The organism is Candidatus Eremiobacterota bacterium (genome assembly GCA_031082125.1).
Lineage (GTDB): Bacteria > Vulcanimicrobiota > CADAWZ01 > CADAWZ01 > Ess09-12 > Ess09-12.
Genome location: JAVHLM010000022.1, coordinates 116,322 through 138,270, shown reverse-complemented (window position 1 = coordinate 138,270; position 21,949 = coordinate 116,322). Strand labels below are relative to the sequence as shown.

The window sequence follows — 21,949 nt, the reverse complement described above, 5'->3', positions numbered from 1 at the left end:
ATCTCAAACCTAATTTCTTTCAAGAAAGTGTCTCAAATCTATTGACATGTTCCGACTTTCTCTTTACAGTATGTACACTCCTCTTCGTAAAAATGGCGTGTAAAAATGGGGACAGGCGCCTGTATTGACAAAATGACAACTGACAGGTGTATCGTGAGGCCAGGGACCATTCTGGCGCAAAGCAGGTTTTACCCTGGTCACGTGACCCAGGCATCATGAGATAAAAGCCTGCCATTGATAGCAGAATCCCGACTTTTCTCAACTTCACCGAGTATCCTTGATCCTCATTCCTGCGGTGCGGAAATTTCGTTAAAATAATTCGCCGGATTGTTTGACAAGGGCACAGCGTTCCTGCTATAATATCCTCGAAAAGATGCCGGGTCGTCTAACGGTAGGACAGCAGACTCTGGATCTGTTTGTGAGGGTTCGATTCCTTCCCCGGCAGCGTAAAGTATGAGGCCCGTTGGTCTAGCGGCTCAGGACGCCGCCCTCTCACGGCGGAAATCGGGGGTTCGAATCCCCCACGGGCTATAATAAAGTCCCGCAGGAATAAGATTCCGCGGGATTACGTATGTACCGGGGGCCGTGCATTGGTGAGTGTGCCCCAGAAAACCCTGTTACTGCAATGTTTTGGTACTTCTGCCCAGCAGCGATTTTTTCCGAATTGTGGCGATTTTTTCGAAAAATTTCCTAACTTTTGGCACAGATTTGGCACAAGGGGAACATAGGTTTTCGCCATAATCTCATGGGGATTGTATACGGTGGTATGTCCGCAAAGGATGCCCCGCAGAAATTCTTGGAGAGATAGGCAGGATAATAAGGGAGAATATTGATCACCGTTTACTGTCAGTGTGTCGGCGTGAAGTCGTCTTCTCGGCTTTCTGTGTTCTCTTGATAATTTCCGCCAGACTTCGAAGTGCATTATTCACTGAGTCGTGATCAGGAAAATACTCTGCCACATCAGGCTCAATGACCACAATGTTAGCACCTTCAGCATATCTCTTTGCATACTTACCCCTCGTGCCATGGCTGAAGTCATATTCCTTAAGCATATCCGGATCATTACTATTTTTCTTCATAAGACAATGACTCCTTTCTGGTTGCCGGTCTTGCACTGATGATGCGGATACGGTCCTTTTGTTCTGTGTGAACAACTACCAGCAGCCTGTTGCGATGAGAATAACCAAGCAGGACAAACCGTTCCTCGCCTTCCGAATGTGATGGATCTGAGATCGTGATTGATAAGAAATCCTGGAATGCGGTGCTGGCCTCATCGAAAGAAATGCCGTGCTTCTCCAGATTCAGCCTCGCTTTCATAGGATCCCATTCGAATAACAATGCCAATGGATTTCTTCTCCTCTCTTATGCTGCTATCATATCATATAGACAGAAGAGGGATCAAGATTTTCAGGAGAGATGATTTGACAGATTTTGTTGCAATAATTTGCCAGGGTCAAATAATCACATTATATAAGGTAGCGATAACGGACCCTGAGAGAACATTGATTGATGGCCTGATGGCACCCCGGTATTTTGGGGACTGGGGGTTCTGGAAAACCTCCGGCTGATTGCGAAAGAGGTGCCTGTCAACGAGGAGCACAGGGAGAAGTCTAAAAAAGGCCTGTACCTCATTGCCGATAATTTCATACGCTTCTGGTTCAGATTTGTCTTCCCTTACATGAGCGATATTGAAATCGGTGCATGCGAAGAGGTCCTCTCCCGCTTCGACCATGATTTCCCGGGGCTTGTCGCCGGCGTCTATGAAAAGGCGCGACCGCCATATCCTGTTCAGTAGAAGCGGATTCACGGGAGATATGAGAAAGCTCGCAGAGAAAGAGAGCGTCATCCTGGTGGGAAAAGACAGGCTCCTGCAGCTCCCGCCTTCTTCAGGGAATAGTGCAGTCATGCCATTCTCCGGAAACGCGCACACTGCAGCCGTGCATTCCCCGGGTGGCAGGGCGAAGGCTTCGAGGGCCTCCTGGAAGAGCTGTTCGTGGGGTGTGGTGCCATGGAGAGAGAGTTATGCGGCGGCATCCCTCATCGAAAGGCTCCGCTGAGATTATTGTCTTCTCCGTCACTTTTCTGTATAATAGGGATATGAAGCAGACTCTTCCGGCTTTTATCAGTGCGCTTGAAGAGAAGGGGATCCTGTCCCCTGTCAGCCTTATCTATATTTTTGGATCGGTGGCCGCGGATAAAGCGACTCCCATGAGCGACATCGATATCGCTGTGCTGTTTGAGCACTTGCCTGGCGGCGACCCTGCTTATGAAGAGATTCTCAGTGAAATGGTGCTTACTGCCTCAGAGGCTTTGAGGCTGCCCGAAGAGCGGATCGATATCAAGGCCCTCAACGGGAGCCCTCTCTTCTTCCAGTATCAGGTCATATCAAAAAACTCTGTAATTTATGCCCGGAATCGGAGAGAGAAGGAGTTTTACGAGTCAAGCCTTCTCTCAGAGTACCTGGACTATAATTATTACGAAGAAATCCATGACAGAGCGCTTCAAAAGCGTCTGGCGGAGGGAAGCTTTGGTCATAGACCGAAAATTGTTGTCTAGTCATCTTCTGGACCTTGAGAAATATCTTGTGCTGCTTGCTTCGCAGGAGCATGCCACCCTTGAAGAAATAAATGGAAGCCCCTTTATTGCCTATGGGATCCAGCATGTTATTCAAATAAGCATCGAAACGATATTCAACATCACGCATCATATCATCGCAGCCTGCAACTTCGACACTCCAAAAAGCAATATCGAGTCACTTGAGATACTCGCGAAAGAAGGAATCCTGAAAGATCCGGAGCTGCTTGAGAGCCTGAAGAAAATGGCCAGGTTCCGGAATCTGGTGGTTCACCGCTACTGGGAAGTGGATAATGAAAAGATCCTGGAAATCCTGCGACGCGACCTTGGTGATCTCAGGAAGTGTGCCGATTCCATCGGGCTATTCCTCAGGAACAATCCGGAACTGTAAGGAGCGCGCTGTCGAATCCCCTGCTGGCATAGTCATGGCAACTCAGTTTCACCGGGATTCAGGCATGATGACTCTCCTGCCGCGGGGGAAGAAGGAGGTGAGCCGGTGAGGCGCCCTGTGACGTTTTCAGCTGAGCATTATGAGGCTTTCATGATGAGTATTCCCAGGCGGTTCGAGGTTTCCCTTGCATGGCGCTCTGAGCCCAGTAGCCGGGGAGCCGTAGATTTCACGATCAAATGAACCCACTTTTCATGGTCCTGAACCCATCTTGACTGCCGCAGGCGGGATGAGAGAATAATGGCAGAGAGAAGGGAAGCTCTCGCAGGAGGATAAGAATGCTCAGCCTGTTTCCTAGCAGAACATTCATCCATAGGGTACCGGGCTCCACGGGAACCATAAAGCACTTCAAAAAATATCAGACAGGGAGAGAAAGCGGCAGTTTTGGCGCCGAGCATTATAAAATGGCCGGGAGAGCGCCTCATTGCCCCATGGATGCGCACAAGAGGCCTCAGGGGTCATTTTTGACCTCTCCGCCTCTTTTCTTTCAGCACAGCGCATGTAGCGACGGCCCCAAAATGGCTCTATGACAGGCATTTCAGGGATCGGCCTCTTTGATTTCTCCTTTCCGTTCTGCTATAATGAGAGTATGAGTCCCATCAATCTTCAACCCACTCTCACTCTGCACCTTCCCGACGAGGAGGAGCTCCTTCACCTCAGCGATCCTTGCCGCTTTGCGGATCACGAGGACATGCTCCTCCTCCCGGAGCCTTTCGAGCTTCCCGCTGAATCCCTCCACAATGCGGAGCGCATGGTGAAGATCACCAGGGAGGGCCTTCTCCCCGAAGCGGAAAGACTCACCGGGGACCTCACTTTCGGCCCCTCCCTCATCGACAGGGATGAGCGGGCATCCAAAATCGATTTTACCCTCTGCGAGGCAGTCAGGGGCCGCCTGGCGCTGGACCTTGTGCTCGGCGGCCTTCTCGTGAATCTCAGGACGAAAGGAGTTGATCGGTTAGGCTACCGCTCCATGGCGACCTTTGCCGTGGAGCATCTCTCGATGTCGGGGCGCACCGCGTCGGAGCTGATGCACAATTTCGAGCTTCTCGGGAGTCTTCCCCTCACACGGAAGGCCTATCTTGAGGGCTGGATCGCCAAGAGCGCCCTGAGGCATCTCTCGAGGGTCGCCACCCCTGAGAACGAAGCCTGGTGGCTTGAGAGGGCGCAGAGGCGCTCTTTGAGCGGCCTTGCGCGGGAGGTGAGCGCGGCGCTCGCGGAGAGGGGGCGGGAAGGAGCTCCCTGCTGCTGCGGGAAAGGCCCGGAGGATCAGTCTCCGCCGGTTGAGGGCTCACCTGAGCTCCCGGGGGCTGAGGATGCCCTGGATTGCACTCTCTGTGCCGGGCACGGTGATTCAAGCGTTGCTCCAGGCCTGATGATGTATTTCCGCGTGTCGCCCTCGCTTGCCCTCACCTGGGACTTCGCCCTCTCCTTCTTCCGGGACAGGGAGCACTACGACGGGCCTCTCGCCGGATTCATCGAGGCGCTCCTCGCCAACTGGATGGCTTCCCATGGAGGTGCCTCGCAGCCCTCATCTCTCGATGGGAAGGGAGCGCTCCCGATATTTTACCGGGAGCCCAAGGGGGTGAGGCGGGAGAGGGAGCGCGGCGAGAGGGATCTCCCGGAAGAGGACGCTCTTGATTCTGCGGGGAGCTCCTGCAATCCCTGGAAGGGGCCCTGGCATATCTTTTTTCCCTCGTGGCTTGAGGAAATCATGGCCTATCCCCAGGATGACAGTCCGGCACTCATCGCCGGGAGGCTCATCAGGGGAGCCTCAATCCGCCAGAGGCTTGACGCGGCCATGGGGGTGCTCCTGAGGGGAATGGGCGAGGGCTTTCTGCATGAGCGCTTCGGCTTTGCCTCCGTCGAGGAATATGCCGAGGTGCGGTGCGGCTTCTCCAAAGCCCATACCCGGCAGCTCATCAGGCTTGCTGATGACTTCCGCCGCAGGCCTCTCACAGAAGATGCCTTTAAATCAGGCCTTATCACCAGGGAGCAGGCCCGCCTGATCCTCCCCGTTGTGGACTCGAAAAATGAGAAACAGTGGATTGCCTTTGCGGCATCGGTCCCGACGGCGGACCTACGGGAAGAGGCGGGGCGCATCAGGAGAATCAAGGAGTACGACTTTTTTGCGGCGGTGAACTATACGCTTCTGCCCGGCTTCCGGTACGTCACCGACGATCGGTTCCATGCGCTCCCCGAAGAAGTGCGGGACATCATCCGCGAAGGCTCGTGGTACAAAGGCCCCTCTCTCGCTCCCTCATGGCCCCTCTCCGAGGACGATGAAGGGGCCCAGGAAGCCCGCGACAGGCGCTTTGATGCGCCCTGGAAATATTTCAGCGATGGAGAAGAGCTCCTTGCCGCTGCGGCCACCACCTGCAGGGGGCGGGTTGAAAAATCTTCTTCCCTGTGTGCCGGCGACAAGGGCCTCATGCAGGAGGGGCAGGTTGAAAAAAATTCCTGCCTGTGTGCGCGTCTGGAGGAGGCCCGGAAGATCTGCACCCTCACCCCGGGCGCCAATCCCGAGGAAGCCTTGCTCGTGGATATCCTCCAGGGAGGGGCCCCCTCAAGAGCAGTCAAAGGCGCCATGACGGTGAAGTTTTATCTGCCGCAGGAGCTCCATGAGCTCTGGAACATCGCCGCCCTGGTCTTTCTCGCTTCTCAGGGGCACCCGGAGGCCGCCGTCACCGTCGATGGCATCCAGGAAGGGGCTTCTGCCGATGAAAGATTCCTTGCCGCCCTTCTCACGGATTACCTTGCCTCCGAAGGTGAGTTTCACAAAGCGGCCCGTCACCATAAAATCCTGAAGCGCGACCGATTCCATTGCCAGTCCCCCGGATGCCGCTGCCGGCGGAATCTCCATATCCACCACATCATCAGGCGCTCCCAGGGGGGCACCGACGATGAGTGGAACCTCATCGTGCTCTGCGAAGCCTGCCATCTCCACCTGCTCCATGGCCTCAGAACCCTCACCGTCAGCGGCCGGGCACCATACGGTCTCACCGTCACCTTCGGCTCCCTCTCTGAAGGAGCTCCCTTTCTTATCTATGTAAACGGCTCCAGATCTGCGATAAGAAGCACAGAAAGTTAACCTTTTTCCCTTCTTTTTAACAATTCCTTGCGCTCCCAACAGCCCCATGAGGCGCTCTCCTGCTTCCTGCCTGACCCTGTCGGGGAACCCTGCCGGGCAGATGATCAGATTCACGCCATTGTCGCTCCCTTCCAGCCCGTCAAAGGTTACTTATAGTAGTGGGTGCGAGGTGAAATCCCCGCGCCCCGATGATTCCATTGTCTTCTCATGCAGACTCTCCACCTCTCCCGGGTCATCAACCTTCATCAATGATACAGGAGCCCACTTGAAATTCCCCGCCGCCTTCACCTCCCGCAGCACTTCTTGTATTTCCTGCCGCTCCCGCAGGGGCAGGGCTCGTTTCTCCCCGTTTTCACCGCAGAGGCCTGTGGGGCGGGGAAGAAGGGGGGGGCGATGGCACCCAGGGGGCTCATCAGGGCAGAGGCGGAAGGCGGCGGAGTGGGCGGCGGCTTTACGCTCCGGTGCGCTTTCAGGCTTCTTTCTGCAACAGCCTTGACGATGTCGTAGCGCTCCCTGAGGATCTTTCTGACTCCGGGCCGCTCCTTCAGAAAGAGGTCAAGAATCGCCTCGGCCTTCCCGACGTCAAAGTCAAAAAGCCTGTTCACGGCGGGCCGTCCCCTGAAGGGCACCGTCGCAGAGAAAAGCTCCCTTAGCTCAAGCTCTCCCTTCCGATATTCAGAGAGCTTCATGAACGAGAGGTACGCCTCCCTGCATCTGCACGAGGGCTTGCTGCAATAGAGATCCTCGATCACAAACTCCTCGCCGTTGATGATTATTCTCCTGAAACAGGCTTCGCCGCCGCTGATGACGCTCTTTTTTTCGCTCGCAATGTCGTTATAGGCGATAAGTGCGCCCCGCTCCAGGTCCCCGGCATCGATGACATGGCTTTCGATTCTCTTCGCGATGTCGCTCCGCTCTTTTCCCAGGGCCCGGAGCTTCTCAAGCATCCACTGCGGCATCCTGTTCAGGAATTCCTCCGCCATTCTCTGCAATGGGTCGGGGCGCGCGGGAGGCTTTTTCTCCCTGCCGGTGGCAAGATCGAGGTCGATGGTGAGCGTCAGCCCTCCCCGCAGGGGCCTACGCCGGGAGTTGAGCTCCCGGAACCTCAGGAAGACGTGGCTTCTCGCGCACTCCGCATTTCTGCAGTATATGGGAGAGAAGTCGAATCGCCCGGGAGAGGAGAAAAACGTCACAAAATCGGGGAGCCGATCTTCATCGATCATTGTTTGTGCCTCTCTTTCATCTGAATTTCTTGCCGGGCTCCTGTGCCTCAAGGGCAGGGCAGAAAGCTCACGCACGGCACCACCCTCTCCTGGGGCGAGTCGCCTCCGTGGCGGTAAGGGCTCTTCTTCCCGAAGGTGTACTCGAAGCCGTGATCGGACACGAGCATCACCAGGCTCTCGCGGGGGAGCTTTTTCAGGTGCGGGGCCACGGTGCCCAGGAACTCCGAGCGGAGGCCCTCGTAAAGCTCGGGGAGGGGGGTGTCGCAATGATGAAGGCGGTCGTCAATGAAATTGAAGTGGAGGACCTTGAGGGGGACGTCGTTCTTTATCAGTTCGTCGAGGGTGCCGCGCTTGACGGCCTTTTCCGATGCTTTCACCAGGGTGAATGCCTCGCTCCCGAGGGTTCCCTCGCACGCGCCGGCGGGAGCGCCCAGAAGCCAGGGGCGGTTTGTGGCGGTGTCGGAGGGCACCGCGGCCACGAGGCACTGCTCATCTTTTGTGTGGGAAGGCAGGATTTCGGCAAAGAGGGGCTCGAGAAAGCGCCAGAGGTCAAGGCGCATCCCGTCAAAGATCACGATGAAGGCGGGGGCTCGCCGGTTCCGGCGGCGCAGGGGAGCGAAGACCCGGGACGCGAAATCCTTCAGCGACGGCGCCAGGCCGCGGCTCACGAAGTCATGGAACCTCTCGCGGTGATCCTTCTGAATCTGCCTTACCTGGCGCTCCAGGGAGCGCCAGGCCCCCTCGGAGAGAAGCTCGCACCTGAACTGGTATGAGCGGAGCTCCTCCAGTGAATATGCAAGAGGCGCGATGACGGTTCTGAACTCATCGAGGGGCTCCTGGCGGTCAACGCCTTCACTTTCCAGGATTTTCCCTTTCACCCTGAGCCACGAGCCAAGGAACGGGGCTTCCCCCCAGCACATCTCGTAAGGTGTGCAGTGCTTTTCCAGCAGCGACAGGGCGCCATCAATCTGCGGCAGCTCATCAAGAGAGCTGTAGAAGGAGAGAAGCCGCTCGCCGGCTCTTCGCGCCATGAAGGGAAAGGCCATGCCGCGCCTGAGGAAGTGCATGAGCCCTTCGGTATCGCAGCGGTCCACCCCGGTCTCCGCCATCAGCTCTTCTGCCTCCCCTTCCTCAATGAGCGTCTTCTCGGCGCGCAGGACATCATCATAACGGTTCTGCACCTCGAGAGCCTCCCGGCCGGCCCTTTCCACCGCCTCGAGCCGTCCCCTGTCTATCTTGAAGCGGGTGGCAAGAAAGGCCGAGTCTTCGGCCAGGCCATGGCGGTGGAGGAAAAGGGCGGAATAGAAGGCGGGAAGGAAGCGGCGGCCCTCCTCCCTCACGACGGCCCTCACGGCGTCGTACCCCTCCCAGAGGGAGAACCGGTCATCGCTGCGGGGCGACACGACATGGAGGTAAAGCTCTTCACCGCCGGCGGCGGGAAGATCGGGGAGATCAAGCCAGCGCTCGATATGCTCCCTGAGGCGGCCCGGCGTGAAGCGCCTCCCTTTCAGGTCATCACAGAGCTTGTCGATATCGCGCTCCACGGTCTGGATTTTCGTGAAAAGAGCACGGTATATCAGTTCGATCACATCCTCGGAAAAGAGGGCCAGGGCTTCTTTCACGGCCGGGGGGCCGGGAGCGAGAAGCTTCGCAAGCACGGCAGCCTGCTCCCTTTTCCCCGCATCCCTCAGGCCGGCGGCGTAAAGCTCTATCTTTTCTCTCTGGGGCCCTTCGTGGAGGCAGCGGCAGTATTCCTCAATCCCCTCGAGCATAAGGGAATTGAGGGTATCGGGAGGCATCCCGCGGAGCTCGTCGCCGAGGCGGTAGCCGCAGGAGCACCTGACGCCCAGGGCAAGCTCTTCGCGGACCATCCTGCAGCACTGCCTGGGAAGATCGTTCATGAGCTGCTGGATCCTTATGATGTCGTGGGCCACCTCCAGGCCATAGAGGCGCGAGAGCCTCCTCAGCACGGCGTATTCTCTGGAGCCCGCAATGGCCTCCCATTCCTGGAAATGGGGGTGGCGGTAATAGGCTTCGTGGGCGTCACAGTAGTGATCCTGGTACTCCTTGATGAAGAGCTGGACCTCTGAGAAGAGACCCCCTGCCTCGCCGCGCGTTATGGCCTCACCGGCCCTGGATAACAAATCCTGTGACCGTGCTTTCCTTTCGGCGAGCTTGCCCCAGGTGCCTTCGCCGGGGATGGAGAGCATAGGGTTGGCGAGATAGCCGTGAAGGCGCTGCAGTACCTCAAAGTCGCCTGAAAGAAAGGCGAGGTGCTTTTCCACCTTCAGGCATGCTTCAGGTATCTCGGGCCTTTCCCTGATCTCTCCCAGGATGAGCTCCAGGCCGCGCTTTGAATCGGCGCTGAGGGGGACTGCGGCAAGAAAATCCTCCATGAGGGCGGTGGCGGACTCAAGGTCCCCCATGGGAAGCAATGCGGCGACGCTGTAGCTTTTCACATGGGCAAGTGTCTCCCGCAGGCGCTTCATTTTCTCGGAGAGGGCCTTGAGGGTGGCGGCGGCCTTGTCCCACAGGATCCTCTGCGTCACCATCGTGAGGGGTAAAGTCTCCGTCTCGCTTCCCCAGAGAAAGGATGCCGCGCCGAGGTAGTCCTGAAGCTCCCTGTCAATGAGCCTCCCTTCCCCCACGGCATTTATCTCGAAGGAAAAAAGCTTCTTCAACGAGGGTGCAGCGGTGACGATGAGGCCGTTGTAAGGCGTAAGGAGGCCCGTATGGATGAGAAAGGCGACGGCGGTGTTGAAGAGGGGCCTTATCACGCCGAAGGGGCCTTTGCGCATCTTCATGTAGATGGTATCAAGGGGAGCGGGCTTCCCCGCGATGAGATAGCTGAGCAGCTCGGCGAGGAAAGGAGTCTTTGAAGGGTCTGCCGTCACCGCGTAGCTCGACTGGGAGCGCTTCACGAGGCCCATGGGCACCATGGCCGATTCAATAGTGGCGGTGACTCCCTTTTCCTCAGCCTCCCTGGCAGGAAGCCTGGAGCCCTGGAAGAGGAGGGCCGAGGCTTTTTCAAGCATTGCCTGGTTATAGCCGTCAGAGAGGGGCCTCACCTCCCTGTGCCTGGGGTAGAGGGCCTCGAAAGCGCCTGTCAGGAGCTGCTGCACCAGCCTGGAGAAGTGGAGGTGCTCCAGATCTTTCGGCGAGAGAGGCACTTCCCCGGTGGCAGAGAGAAGGCTCCCCTTGAAATAGAGGCTTGTGATGATCTCGCGGAGGTATGCCTGTTCTTTTCCTGCGAGCTCGTCAAGGTGGGCGGCTGTCTCCCGGTCTTCGGGGCTGTCGGTGAGGCGCCCGCGCATCAGCACATGGGCATAGGTGACGGACAGGGCCTCAAGCTCCCTGGCGTCGGGCGCTGCGGGGACCCAGCCCATGATCGCCCCTGCATAAGGTGAGCTCTTCACGTAGGTGAAGAGGTCCTGGAGGTGGCGCCATTGGGCTTCAGAGCCTCCCGGGAAGCCCATGAGGATGATGAAATCCTGCTCCGAGCCGCGCAGGGTGCCTTCAAGGTGCTCCAATTCCCCGGGCATCACTTCGGTGAGATCACCAGGGAGGAGCCATCCCTCGCGGGCCGTGCAATCCCACTTCATATAGATGCGGCGCGGGCCGCTCTTTCCTTCAAGGTGCTCCTTGAGGGGGAGAGAGGTGACATTCACCATGGAGAGGATGGCCCGCCAGGTGACGCTGTCCATCTCTATGGTCCTCAGGACCTCCCTCGTTTTTTTCTGCACGAGAGAAGCCACGTTGGCCGTGAGGTTGATATAATAACGCGGCGCATCCTCCTGCGGCGCCTGCTCCCTGGCAACGTATCCCGATTCCCTCACGAGCCTGTCAAGAATCACTTCCCGCGCATAGTCGTAATTTACCGAGGCGTCGAGGGCGCTCACGCGCTCGACGGCGAGATCGGCGAGCTCCCTCGCTGACTTGCGCTTCTCCAGGGGCGAGAGCTCCGAGAGGATCATGATCTTCACCATCTTGAGGGCCATTTTTCTGTCGCGCTCTTTTTCAAAGATCCGCCCGATGTCCTCTTCAAGCGAGCGGTATGCCACGGTGTAATAGGGTGCCGTTTCCACGGTCTCCCTGATCTTCTCCTGGAAATGATCAAATATGGCGTCGCAGGTAAGGAGCCTGTCGGAGGGCTCTTCGAGCAGTGATGGCATCCCGCGCCTGCGGTCGCCGCCCACGGCGGTCCTGAGGAAATCCACGATGCCGCGGTGCTGGGAGAAGAGACCCATGAGGTGCTCCAGCATCGCCAGGGTGGCCGGGTGGACGGGGTATATCTTGTAAAAGTACTCTGAAGTGAGGGTGAGATGGGGAAAGGAGCCCAGAAGCTTCCTGAAGATGCCGTCGATGGCGGCGCGGCTTCCCTGGCGCTTTATCAGCACTCGCTTTTCGATGAGGCTCTCTATGTGGCGGGTCGAGAGGCTGAAGCGCAGGCTATAGCGGTCCTTGATGCGGCGGAACATGTCCTGCTCGATGTAGCCCACGTCCTCGATCTGCTCCTGGAGAGAGCATATGATCCAGAGGGGCTCATGGGCGCTCCATTCGCCCATGAACTGAAGGGCCCTTATGTCTTCGTTGAACTCCCTCGCCGAGGGCTTGGCTCTCAGAAACTCGGAAAGCTCGTCGATTATCAGGACCAGGCCGTGGTAGCCATGGGAGCGCAGAAGCTTGTTCATGGTGCCGAAGGCTTCGCGGCGGTCATAATGGAGGCTCAGGGGATTTGAAGGGAGGCTCTCGAGGTAGGCAAGGGCTTTCTCTGCCGCGGCATGAGGCGAGCCGGCGCAGAGGGAGCGCCACCCTTCCCCGGTGAGGGAGAGGCCTTTGAGAAAGCCTGCCTCTCTTGGAAGGATGTAGGTGTTGAATGACTCCAGCAGCATGGCGCTCCTGGAGAGGTTCACCGTTTTTTTGAGGGCTGCCCCGAGCGCTTTCTGGCAGGTGATCAGCACGATCTCTTCGAGGCTCTCCCCCGCATTGAAGAGGAAGAGGGGAATGAGCACGGTGAAGCAGCGCTTCCCTCCCAGTTTTTCCAAGGCTTCACGGAGGGGCTCCGTGAGGGTGATCCCCCCGGTGTCTCCCTCAATCACCATGGAGAGGTATGAGAGGAAATGGCTCTTTCCTGAGCCATAGTGGCCTTTCAGGAAGGCGCCCGCGCCGGAGGGGCGTGCCATGGCCTCCAGGAACTCCCTGAGATATCCCTCGATCTCTTCGGTGATCACAAAGGTTTCGGCGATCTCCCGGGCGGTGTCGCGGTTTTCACTCCGGGCGTCAAGGAGCTGGATCACCGTCCTGATCTGCGGGACCTCTATGAGATCGCCTACCGTGGCGCCTGTTTTTTCTTTCTGTTCCGCCGTGCTCATAGGTTACCGGTTTCCTTTCTTCTTCGCGCAGGGATCCCGTCTGCGGATTTCCGCGTCTTCCGCGCGCCTCCGGAACCGCGCGGCTTCGCCGTGCCTTCAGGCTCCCGCGGCTTCGAGAGCTTCCTGATATCTCCCCAGAGATGGCGCAGGGCGGGATGGCGTGCGATGATGCCCTGGAGAAAAAGGATGCCATGCTCCTCCGTGGCGGTGACCCGGTAAGCCTTGATGAGGGAATTCTTCACGTAGACATTTTCAGGCTCCATGGTGAAGATCTCCTCGAGGAGGGGGCGTGAGCGCTCATACTCGCCTGTGTGCACGAGGGCGAAGGCCATCTGGCTCAGGGCGAACCTGTCGCCGGGCTCCTTTTTCCAGAGCTCCTCGTACGCTTCATAGGCTTCCCTGTAGCGCTTCGCCTCATAGAGCATCCTGGCATGAAGCTTCATGAGGCGAAGATTTTCACGACGTGAAGGGATGGTCATGAGGGTGGCAAGCTCCCCGAGGGCCTCTTCCCGGGGAAGCTCCCTTATCCTGGCCTCGATCTGGCGGGCGTAGAGATCGCCGTCGGAAGCATTGGCCACGGGCGGTCCGCTCTGTGCGCCTGTGCCATGCTGAATCTTATCCATGTCGGCTTTCAGGAGCTGGAGCTCCTTCCGGGATGGATCGCGGGCAATGAGCCTCTCCAGGCAGGCTGAAGCCTCGCCGGGAGCCCCGTTGCGGGAGAGAAACATCACCACGTCTCTTGCCGTCGCCGCAGGCAGGGGGGCTGTCGAGAGGTCCCTGTAAAGGGTGAGGGCCTCGTCCCTGTAACCGAGAGCCAGCAGGAGCTTCCCCTTGAGGCTCAGGGTGAAGGGCTCGCCGGGCCTCAGATGGAGCGAGCTCTCGACGAGCTCCAGGGCCTTCTCATATTCCTTCAGAAGAAAATAAAGGTGGGCCGCCGACGAGAGAAAGAAGGCGCTCCTGAAGCCGCCCCTGAGAAGCTCCTCATAGAGGGGCAGGGCCTCCCTGTAGCGCCGCTCCTTCTTGAGGGCGTGGGCCTCCTGGAAGAGCTGATCGTGGGAGTGATCGGTCATGAAGGAGTGTTCTCCGGTGACGGGAGCATCCCTTCTGCGGAGGTCAGGACTAAAGCTCCGGAAGCATTTTTCGTTGACGGCAGCGCCTTGATATGTTACAATGAAAATGAGATTTTCACAAAATACTATTTTATGAAAATGAGATTTTCACAATATGGAACTGGAGATTCTCGGAAGGCAAAATCCCTGGTGGGTGAAAAAAGAAGCGCTCCTTGGCGACTTCTATATCAGGGAATTTGAAGAAGCCTCTTTGAAATGGTATCCGGCTTATATCGGCTCTGTAAATACCGAAGAGGATGCCGTCCATGTGGTCTTCGGGCCGAGGCAGGTCGGGAAGACCACATCCTTCAGACTGATGATGAGAGCGCTCATTGAAAGCAGGGGCATTGCTCCCCGAAGGGTCCTCTATTTCAACTGCGAAGAGGCTGCTCCCTCCACTTCTCAGAGGCTTGCGGACATCATAAGAGCGTATATCTCCTGGATCAGAGCGGACAGCGATGAGAGAGTGCATATTTTTCTTGATGAGGCAACCTCCATAAGGGATTGGGAGAAAGGGATAAAGATTCTTGCAGAAGAGGGAAAGCTCAGGGGAGTTACCCTCTTTGCCACAGGCTCCCACATGATGGGAATGAGAAGAGGCGCAGAAAGGCTGCCAGGGAGAAGAGGCTCAGGCCTGGATATCCCTCTATTCCCCCTGACGTTCAGAGAATATCTGCTTGCAGTGAGGGAAGATCTCAAGTCTGCCCTGCCGCCGTTTCAGGGCTGGAATAAAAAGATACTGAAAGCCTCTCTTGAGGAAGTCTCTCTGAGCAGTGAGCTTATTGCTCCACTGCTTGACTCTTATCTCAAGACAGGGGGATTCCCCCGATCAATCAATCAATTTCATGCCTTCACTCACCTGCGTCCTGATATTTACAAAATCTACCGCGATGCTTTTCTTGGCGATATGCAGAGAATAGGGAGAAAAGAAAGCATTTTCCGCGAGATTATGCAATGGCTCCTTGTGAGAAGAGAGAATCCCTTTGAATGGACAGATATAGCGAGGGAAACCTATGCGGGAACTCATCCGACGGTGAGAGAGTACCTGGAAGATGCTGAGTCTTGCTTCATAATAGATATCTTTTACCGGATCGGCGGAGGTGGAAAGCCTTTCCGGACCCCCCGCTCCCCTAAAAAGGTCTATTTCAGGGATCCCTTCATTTTCCATAGTCTGAGGGCATGGGCTCTGGGATACCCCGATCCCTGCGCTGCCTGTGAAGAATTCTTTAAGGACTCTTCATATTACGGGTATATGGTGGAAAGCCTTGTCGCTTCCCATCTCAGAAGAAAATGCGGGGAGAATATCTTCTTTTTCAGGGAGGAAAAAGAGATTGACTTCGCCATTTTCGAGGGCCAGAAGAATGCCGCGCTTCTGGAGGTGAAATACCAGGCAAGAGTGAATCCGGAGAACGCCAAAATGCTGAAAAAGCATGGAGGAGGCATTATGCTCACAAGAAATACCTTTGCATCGCATGAAAATGTGCTTCTGGCCCCTGCAGCCTATTTTCTGGCTCTCTTGTGAAAAAGTCCCGGAAGCCTGAGGCCTGTCAGACCGATCCCTGCCAATGTCATATGGCAGACAGATATTGACAAAAGAATATTTCTGTTTTATACTTTAATTATGAGCATATGCTCATAATTATCCCCCACTAGTACCTGAAAGAGGAAATAATGGTAAGACCACGCAGCCGCCGGAAAATCCATGAATACCCCGATTCCACCTCTTTTGCGCCCCTGGATCCATCCCGCGCTTCCGGCAGGGAAGTAACCCTCGCTGTTGATGAGCTCGAGGCCCTGCGCCTGGGAGATCTCGAGGGACTCCACCAGGCCAGGGCTGCAGAGCTGATGGGGGTCTCGCGGCAGACCTTCGGAAGGATCATAGAAACAGCCAGGCGCAAAGTCGCCGATGCCCTTGTGAGCGGTCATACTCTGAAAGTAGGGGGCGGCGCCATTGAGATAAGCGGCACCGGCATTCTGCTCTGCGTGCAGTGCGGCGCCATATTCATGGATTACTACGACTCTCACAAGATGATCTATTGTGAAGACTGCGGAGCAAATTCCCTCAAGATAATCCCGCTCCCCAGGTCACTTCAGAACGCGGTGATACTCTCATCTACCTGGAGGCTCAGGCTGGTGATAGCGTGGTGGCAGTGGTGGTGCCTGCCCTTTGCCGTCATCGTTCCCTACAGCACAAAAGACGCCCATGAGCCGCCGTGGCACTGAGTCCTGCATAACACAAGGAAACAGGGAGGGATACCCATGAGATGTCCTAATTGCTCCGCAGTCAATCTTGAAGGTGCCGTGTATTGTGATGACTGCGGCTACGATCTGCGTTCAGCGGCACCTGCTCCTACGACTTATGGGGAAGGGCTAACGGCGGCAGCATATCAGGGTGGGGAAGGGCAGGCGACAGAAGCGCCTCAGGGCGGCGCCAGGATTGTGCAGTGCCCCGTCTGCAAAAGTGACCACCCCGAACATGCGGCTTTTTGTGAGGACTGCGGCTCATCGCTTGCGGCAGTGCCCACTCCCCCTGGCGCCACGCGGGCGGGAATAGCGCCCCCGGCTTCCCCGTCGATCCATGGACCCAGGCTCATCCTTGCGGCCTCAGGGAAAGAGTTCCCTCTCATTAAGGAAAGGATGGTGATCGGGAGGGCAAGCCCCTGTGACGGCATCTATCCTGACCTGGACCTCACCGGCGACGACCCCGAATCCTATCTGAGCAGGCGCCACGGGATGATCACGCAGGCAGGCGGCCAGTACCTCTTTGAAGACATGGGCAGCGCGAACGGGAGCTTCATCAACAGGACGAAAGCGCAGAAGGGCCTGCCGCAGGCGCTGAAAGACAATGACCGGCTCATCCTGGGAAAGACAGAGCTGGTGTTCAGGATATAGGCGCTCTCCTGCTCCTTTTGCAGATGCCTGCCTCTATCGGGATTCTCCCTGTGATAGCCAGGCATGCGAGTGGCCTTTCATTGTGTTTCATGGTAAAATAAGCCCATGAAGAACCTGGATTTTTTCCATAAAGAGCCAATTCCTGCCACATTAAGATCTTTACGAAAGGGGAGACTATTCCTATGAAAGAAATAGCCCGGCGGTATCCCCTCCCCGCATTCTTCCTCACCGCCTTTGCCTGTTCCTGGATAGTCTGGCTCTGCCTTCTCTTCTTTCCGGTAAAAAATACCTCTCACCTGCTGCTCATCTCTGTCATCGGGGCCTTTGGGCCCGCCATCGCCGCCATCGTCATATCGTCAATACTGAATAATGGGTCAAGCGGAATTCCCCTTGTGAAACGCTGGGGATTCTTTGCCCTGCTGGTGTGCGTCATATTTCCCTTTGCAGCGTGGTGGCCGCTCCTGAAAGGCGATCCGAAGGATCCTCTGTTTCTTCTCTTATGTGCCATCCTTTCGGTGCTCTCGGCTTTTGTTATCTCCGGTGTATTGGCCCGGAATGCCGGTGTACAGGATATGATGGCCTCTTTAGGAGCATGGAGGATATGCCCTGTATGGTATCTTATAGCTCTATTCTCCTGGCCTTTACTGCTCATTGGAAGCAGTCTGCTCGACAAAATCTTCGGTGCCCGGCTCTTGACCCCTTATTTTGCCGAACTGGCCTCAATCAAGCCTCTCTCTGCGGTAATCCTGTATATCACGATATTCCTGCTGGGCGGACCTCTGCAGGAAGAGCCGGGATGGCGCGGTTTTGGTCTTCCCCGGCTCCAGGCTCGTTATAACCCTATAGTGGCCAGTATTATCCTCGGATTTTTCTGGCAGTTATGGCATATACCGCTCTATTTCATAGGATTCTACCCCTTTGATACCGTGCAGATCGCCCTGCGGTTTGTGGAATTCCTGCCGGGAGTCATTGTATTTACGTGGCTTTACAATCGATCAGGAGGAAATCTCCTCATAGCAGTCGTGTTTCATGCATCCATAGATGCTTTTCCGCAGATCCTGCCGGCCCAGAGCGGCCGTGGGCCCATGTTCTTCGATCTTCTCATCCTTATATGGGCAGTGACCGTTATCATAACTGACAGGATGTGGGAGCGCCGCCATGCAGCCGGCTGAAATGCTGAGCAGCCTGCCGCGGCTCATTTCAGCGTTTCTCTCATCCACTCCAGCGCTCTCCTGAGCTGCCGGTCCTCTCCCCCTGAATACCGGACTTCCTGCGGCACTTCGATATCGGGCGCCACGCCTTTCCCCTCGAGCTCTTCCCCGTCTATCCTCGTGGCGCATACCGCCAGGAAGAGCAGGGAGCCGTCGGAGAGGGCGAAGACTCTCCCCGCCATGGTGGCCCCTGCGGTCTTCTCGCCTATCAGGGTGCCGAGCCCGTATTTCTTGAAGCCGTATGCGAGAAGCTCCTTGCCGCTCCTTGATCTGCCGTTGATCAGCACGACCACGGGCTTTCTGTATACCGAGTCGAAAGTGTGCCTTGCTCCCTTCCGGTCAATCATGACGAGGAGGGGGATGTCCCTGTTGAAGACGCCGAGATATGAGGGAGAAGCTCCGCCCCAGCCTTCCCGCAGGTCCAGGATAAGGCCGTCGGTATCTTTCAGCGCCCCGTCAACGAGGGCGTCGCAGAGAGCCTTGTAATATTCGTCCCCCGCGAAGGACCAGATATGGACATAGCCGACCTTCTTCCGCCCCTCGTCAAAAATCTTCACGCTCTTCTGCTGGGCTTCCAGGAATTCTTTCGAGGGGTCCACCATGGGAGGAGCGAGCTTTACCGCGAAGGGTTCTTCTTTCCGGGTTCTCCTGATTTTCAGGGGAAGGCCGTCTTTCCCTTTGAAATCCTCCATCGTGAGAAAGTTTTTCTCGCCAGAAGCCACGATCTCATCACCCCGCAGAATCCCCGCCTGCTCTGCGGCGCTCCCTGCAAGCACTGACACCACAAAGGTCTTCCCCTCCAGCTCCCTGGTGAGGAGGCCTGTGGCGGGATAGAGGATCTCATGCTCCCCGAAGATTTTCCTCACCTCGTCCGAGCCCTTGAAAATAGAGGCGAGCTGGTAATAGGAGGCATCATCTTTTGTGTAATAGGCCGTGTGGGAAGTATGGAATTCGCTGAGCATGGCGTTTACCGTGGAGGAAAACTCCCTGTCGCAGGAAGAGTTCGTGGCTTTCTGCCTGCAGCGCTCCCTGAGGGGGGGGAATTCATTCGTCACAAAGTCAGGATTGTAGAAGTGTTCTGCCACCGTCCTGCACAGTTCATCAAATACAGGAGAATAGCGGGCTTTGTTTTCCTCGGAAGGGAGTGACGCCGAGGGATCCAGAATCCGCGCGGCCTGCTCCATGACGGGCTCGATGAGCTCTGTCTCACTGACTCCCCCGTAAGGCCCCGCTCCCCTGTCATCAGGCCTCGATGTTTTATAGCGATGCCCCACGGAAAAGGCCACAAGCCCTCCCTGGGGGAAAAATCTATGAATGCTCTCCACAAGGGTCTCTGCGAGGAGATCCCGCTTTGAAGAAGCCCATGAAAGCCCCGTGGGATTTGACAGGAAAAAAGGCTCCAGCAGAATTGCCGGCATGGCCGAGTGCCGGAGGTTGCCATACCCCCTGTCCCCGTCTTTGAGCAGCTTGATGCCGTTGTCATACCCTTTCTTCAGGGAAAGCTTCTCTGACAGGGTATCGGCATAGTACTGGGCCCAGGAGCGGGTGAAAGCCGAGGCGGTGTCGGTGATGAGGACCATGGTGTAGTTCGTCACGGGGTCTTCTGTGGCGTTGAAATGCTGCTCAACATAGCAGACTGCACCATCGGCAATGGCTTTCTGCTGGCGCTCCTTGTAGTCGCCGCGGTAGAATTTCACCTTATATATGGCTTTCTGAGGGCTGGCCTGTTCTGCAAAGACATCGCAGGTCAAAAGAGAGCCGCATGCCATCAATGCAGCGATTATCCACCAGTTCTTCATGAAGCGCATGTCGTTTTCCTCATCTTTCCCTATAATCTCTTCGCCAGGTGCAGCGTGTCGCACTGATGGCCTTTTTCCGAGCAGGACGCCAGAGGCTCCTGTGCGAGCCGGGAGGTGACCCCGTTCTTTCGAGGGCTTCCGCAGAGAGCAAGTATGTGCATGGCATGATAATTCGAGAGTAGAAAGGCCCTGAACCTTCATGCTTGCCCTTCAGGGTTCTCCTTGTGTGAACAAATCGTAAATATCAGAGTCTGTCCCCATTTTACAGGAGCCTTAGCTCAGAGTATATAATTATTCAGACGGCGGCGTTTTCAGGCGGGCAGCCTTCATGGGCCCCGCTTTCTAAAAACCATCACAGAGAGGAGCGGCAGCAATGCACTATCGTCACCATAGAAGAGAATTACCTGAAGCACGGAGGGCCCGCAACCCTGTGTTTTTCGCGTTTTTATGCCTTTTCTTCGGATTCCTGATTTTCCCGCTCCAGGCCGCCTGCAGTGCCGAGAACGCGGGAAGCCGCCACTCCTGGCGCTTTGCCAGGGACTATACTGTTGATGAGGTATTCAGCGACCAGAAAAAGGCCGAGGACTTCATAAAGAACTACCTTGTCCACGAGGGCGAATTCTTCTCCATTGTCCGGCATCCCGGGACAGGGTTTTCCTATGACGGCTTCAACCTTGACAAAATCACGGGGAAGCCCGGGAGCCAGCGCCTCTTCTCTGCCCCTTCCAAGGAATGCCTCGACGTGGCGCTCTGCGTGAAGGCCCTCACGGGAGATTCCAGGGCCGCACTGGTGGTATCGCCGAAAGATCCTTCAGGGGCACCGCAGGAAGCGTTAAAGATACTGGAGAGAAAGATGGACGGCTACGAGCAGTTCCTGAAGAAGAACCCGGGCTATGCCGGTTATCTCCCGTGGTACATCTGCGAGGACGAGGTGAAACCCACCAGGGACTGGCGGAACGAGTTCCCGGGCCTGGACAACGGGGAGTGGCTCTGGACACTCCTCGTGGCCGAGCGGGTCCTGGCCCGCAATAGCTACAGCGCTCTTGCCAAAAGATACCACGCTTACAATGCCAGGATAAGGGAGAATGTGGTGCCGATTTTCTATGACGCAAAGGCAGGAAAGGTAAGAGCAGACATCAGGTTCACCGCTCTTCCGGGAGGCGGGTACGCTTATGGGCATGCTCCCGGAAAACTGCTCTACCTCACCGGAGAGCATGGCGTGCACGAGGGAATGATGCTGATCATGTATGTATGCCTCTTCGGGAAGGGACTCCCTGCCGGCGCCGCGGAGCGGATCTGGAGCGACATAAGGATGAAGCGCATTGAGAATAAGTACGGCACCACGTGGGAGGGGTGGTATGGATCATCCCATGAAGAGTGGGCATACCTTGTGCTTCCCCTCCGTGATCTCCACGAGTACAGGAGCCTTTTCCGCATCAGGGAGCAGATACGCACACAGAATGCCCGCGAGAGGGGATACCCGGGCTTTGCCACCTCGTGCCTTCTGAGCCGCGATGCCTATATCGACAAGGCAGGCATCGAGGACATCACAAGCCTGCCTCTCAGGAACAACCACACCTTTGCCCTTTACGGCGCCTTCCCCCTCGTGCTTGAGTGCGTGGCGACGCGCAGTGAGATAAAAGGAGATTACGGCCTTGCGTGGCTTCTGAACATGCTGCAGGCCGACAGGATGCAGGGCCCCCTCGGCGCCGGCGAGGGGGGGACCAACGACGGCACCTCTGTCGCGGACGTGAAGACCATAGACGGGTCCTTCACCATCGCCCTTGCACTCGCAGGGGGCCTGGAAAGGGAGACTGCCGAAATGCTGAGGCATGAGGGCTGTTATGAGAGGTTCGCAGAGCTCATGCGCGGAGAATATCTCGAATCCTTCGGCGCCAAGCCTCTCTATGAGCTTGTGGATTTCGCCCTTCCCGGCTGCCAGGTGCCCAGGGGAAAGCTGGGGGATTATAAGTAAAGAGGGCGCCGCATGCGGTCCTGTCCTTTATGGCGCAGGTTTTTTCTTTCCCGGAAAATTTTCCGCGTTACTTGAGGTTGCCAAAGCGGTTTTTGAATACAACGATGTAGAGTAACCATACCACCACAATAGTGGGGAGAAAAAAGAGACACCCTCTCTGATCGCCCGCATTTCCATAGAAAAGTGCCGTTAACCCAAGGGTGATAAGTGTCGCAACAATCATGATGAGCTTCCAGTCACCTCTCATCATAGCGGTTT

General features: G+C 56.5%; 17 protein-coding genes and 2 tRNA genes. 12 read left to right on the top strand and 7 right to left on the bottom strand.

The genetic code is table 11. The features are described from left to right. The first annotated feature begins 374 nt into the window (after positions 1-374). Positions 375-445 (top strand) — tRNA-Gln (locus tag RDV48_21875). A 12-nt stretch (positions 446-457) separates the two neighbouring features. Continuing rightward, positions 458-531: transfer RNA gene (locus RDV48_21870), tRNA-Glu, on the top strand. 302 nt (positions 532-833) lie between these two features. Here RDV48_21870 and RDV48_21865 read toward each other — a convergent pair. Next, positions 834-1,079 carry a hypothetical protein gene (locus RDV48_21865; GenBank protein MDQ7825464.1) on the bottom strand — a complete coding sequence of 82 codons (246 nt, stop codon included), beginning with the start codon at positions 1,077-1,079 and terminating at the stop codon, positions 834-836. Further along, positions 1,066-1,338: a BrnT family toxin gene (locus RDV48_21860; protein MDQ7825463.1), complete on the bottom strand. Its 273-nt coding sequence runs from the start codon at positions 1,336-1,338 to the stop codon at positions 1,066-1,068. The genes RDV48_21865 and RDV48_21860 overlap by 14 nt, the downstream gene beginning before the upstream one ends. A 241-nt stretch (positions 1,339-1,579) precedes the next feature. On the opposite strand from RDV48_21860, the gene RDV48_21855 reads away from it, so the two are divergent. From RDV48_21855 to RDV48_21835, 5 genes are all read left to right on the top strand, one after another. Continuing rightward, the gene (locus tag RDV48_21855; GenBank protein MDQ7825462.1) at positions 1,580-1,795 is read left to right on the top strand and encodes a DUF234 domain-containing protein; all 216 of its coding nucleotides are present in this window, start codon (positions 1,580-1,582) and stop codon (positions 1,793-1,795) included. 19 nt (positions 1,796-1,814) lie between these two features. Then, entirely contained in the window at positions 1,815-2,057 is a 243-nt protein-coding gene (locus tag RDV48_21850; protein MDQ7825461.1) for a hypothetical protein, read from the top strand. Next, a complete protein-coding gene (locus tag RDV48_21845; GenBank protein MDQ7825460.1) occupies positions 2,023-2,556 on the top strand; it encodes a nucleotidyltransferase domain-containing protein in 534 nt (177 codons plus the stop codon). The genes RDV48_21850 and RDV48_21845 overlap by 35 nt, the downstream gene beginning before the upstream one ends. After that, the gene (locus RDV48_21840; GenBank protein ID MDQ7825459.1) at positions 2,549-2,965 is read left to right on the top strand and encodes a DUF86 domain-containing protein; all 417 of its coding nucleotides are present in this window, start codon (positions 2,549-2,551) and stop codon (positions 2,963-2,965) included. Before RDV48_21845 ends, RDV48_21840 begins: the two co-directional genes overlap by 8 nt. 646 nt (positions 2,966-3,611) lie before the next feature. Beyond that, positions 3,612-6,110 (top strand): HNH endonuclease signature motif containing protein, encoded by a 2,499-nt coding sequence (locus RDV48_21835; GenBank protein ID MDQ7825458.1) that lies wholly within the window; start codon positions 3,612-3,614, stop codon positions 6,108-6,110. A gap of 284 nt (positions 6,111-6,394) precedes the next feature. Here RDV48_21835 and RDV48_21830 read toward each other — a convergent pair whose 3' ends face one another. The 3 genes from RDV48_21830 to RDV48_21820 are packed head-to-tail and all read right to left on the bottom strand — an operon-like array spanning position 6,395 to position 13,775. Then, positions 6,395-7,333 carry an SEC-C metal-binding domain-containing protein gene (locus RDV48_21830; GenBank protein MDQ7825457.1) on the bottom strand — a complete coding sequence of 313 codons (939 nt, stop codon included), beginning with the start codon at positions 7,331-7,333 and terminating at the stop codon, positions 6,395-6,397. Between the two features lie 47 nt (positions 7,334-7,380). After that, on the bottom strand, positions 7,381-12,705 hold the full coding sequence (locus tag RDV48_21825; protein ID MDQ7825456.1) for a DUF6079 family protein: 5,325 nt from the start codon (positions 12,703-12,705) through the stop codon (positions 7,381-7,383). Then, positions 12,702-13,775 carry a tetratricopeptide repeat protein gene (locus tag RDV48_21820; protein ID MDQ7825455.1) on the bottom strand — a complete coding sequence of 358 codons (1,074 nt, stop codon included), beginning with the start codon at positions 13,773-13,775 and terminating at the stop codon, positions 12,702-12,704. The genes RDV48_21825 and RDV48_21820 overlap by 4 nt, the downstream gene beginning before the upstream one ends. A gap of 154 nt (positions 13,776-13,929) precedes the next feature. On the opposite strand from RDV48_21820, the gene RDV48_21815 reads away from it, so the two are divergent. From RDV48_21815 to RDV48_21800, 4 genes are all read left to right on the top strand, one after another. Then, positions 13,930-15,336, top strand: coding sequence for an ATP-binding protein (locus RDV48_21815; GenBank protein ID MDQ7825454.1), 1,407 nt, complete (start codon positions 13,930-13,932; stop codon positions 15,334-15,336). A 149-nt stretch (positions 15,337-15,485) separates the two neighbouring features. Further along, positions 15,486-16,037, top strand: coding sequence for a DUF134 domain-containing protein (locus RDV48_21810; GenBank protein MDQ7825453.1), 552 nt, complete (start codon positions 15,486-15,488; stop codon positions 16,035-16,037). Between the two features lie 36 nt (positions 16,038-16,073). Continuing rightward, positions 16,074-16,706 carry an FHA domain-containing protein gene (locus RDV48_21805; GenBank protein ID MDQ7825452.1) on the top strand — a complete coding sequence of 211 codons (633 nt, stop codon included), beginning with the start codon at positions 16,074-16,076 and terminating at the stop codon, positions 16,704-16,706. Positions 16,707-16,888: 182 nt separating this feature from the next. Beyond that, a complete protein-coding gene (locus RDV48_21800; GenBank protein MDQ7825451.1) occupies positions 16,889-17,878 on the top strand; it encodes a CPBP family intramembrane glutamic endopeptidase in 990 nt (329 codons plus the stop codon). Positions 17,879-17,901: 23 nt separating this feature from the next. Here RDV48_21800 and RDV48_21795 read toward each other — a convergent pair whose 3' ends face one another. Then, positions 17,902-19,779 (bottom strand): S41 family peptidase, encoded by a 1,878-nt coding sequence (locus RDV48_21795; protein ID MDQ7825450.1) that lies wholly within the window; start codon positions 19,777-19,779, stop codon positions 17,902-17,904. A gap of 310 nt (positions 19,780-20,089) precedes the next feature. Here RDV48_21795 and RDV48_21790 point away from each other — a divergent pair, with 310 nt between their 5' ends. Next, positions 20,090-21,691, top strand: coding sequence for a hypothetical protein (locus RDV48_21790; protein ID MDQ7825449.1), 1,602 nt, complete (start codon positions 20,090-20,092; stop codon positions 21,689-21,691). Positions 21,692-21,758: 67 nt separating this feature from the next. Here RDV48_21790 and RDV48_21785 read toward each other — a convergent pair whose 3' ends face one another. After that, positions 21,759-21,941, bottom strand: coding sequence for a hypothetical protein (locus RDV48_21785; protein MDQ7825448.1), 183 nt, complete (start codon positions 21,939-21,941; stop codon positions 21,759-21,761). Positions 21,942-21,949: the final 8 nt, after the last annotated feature.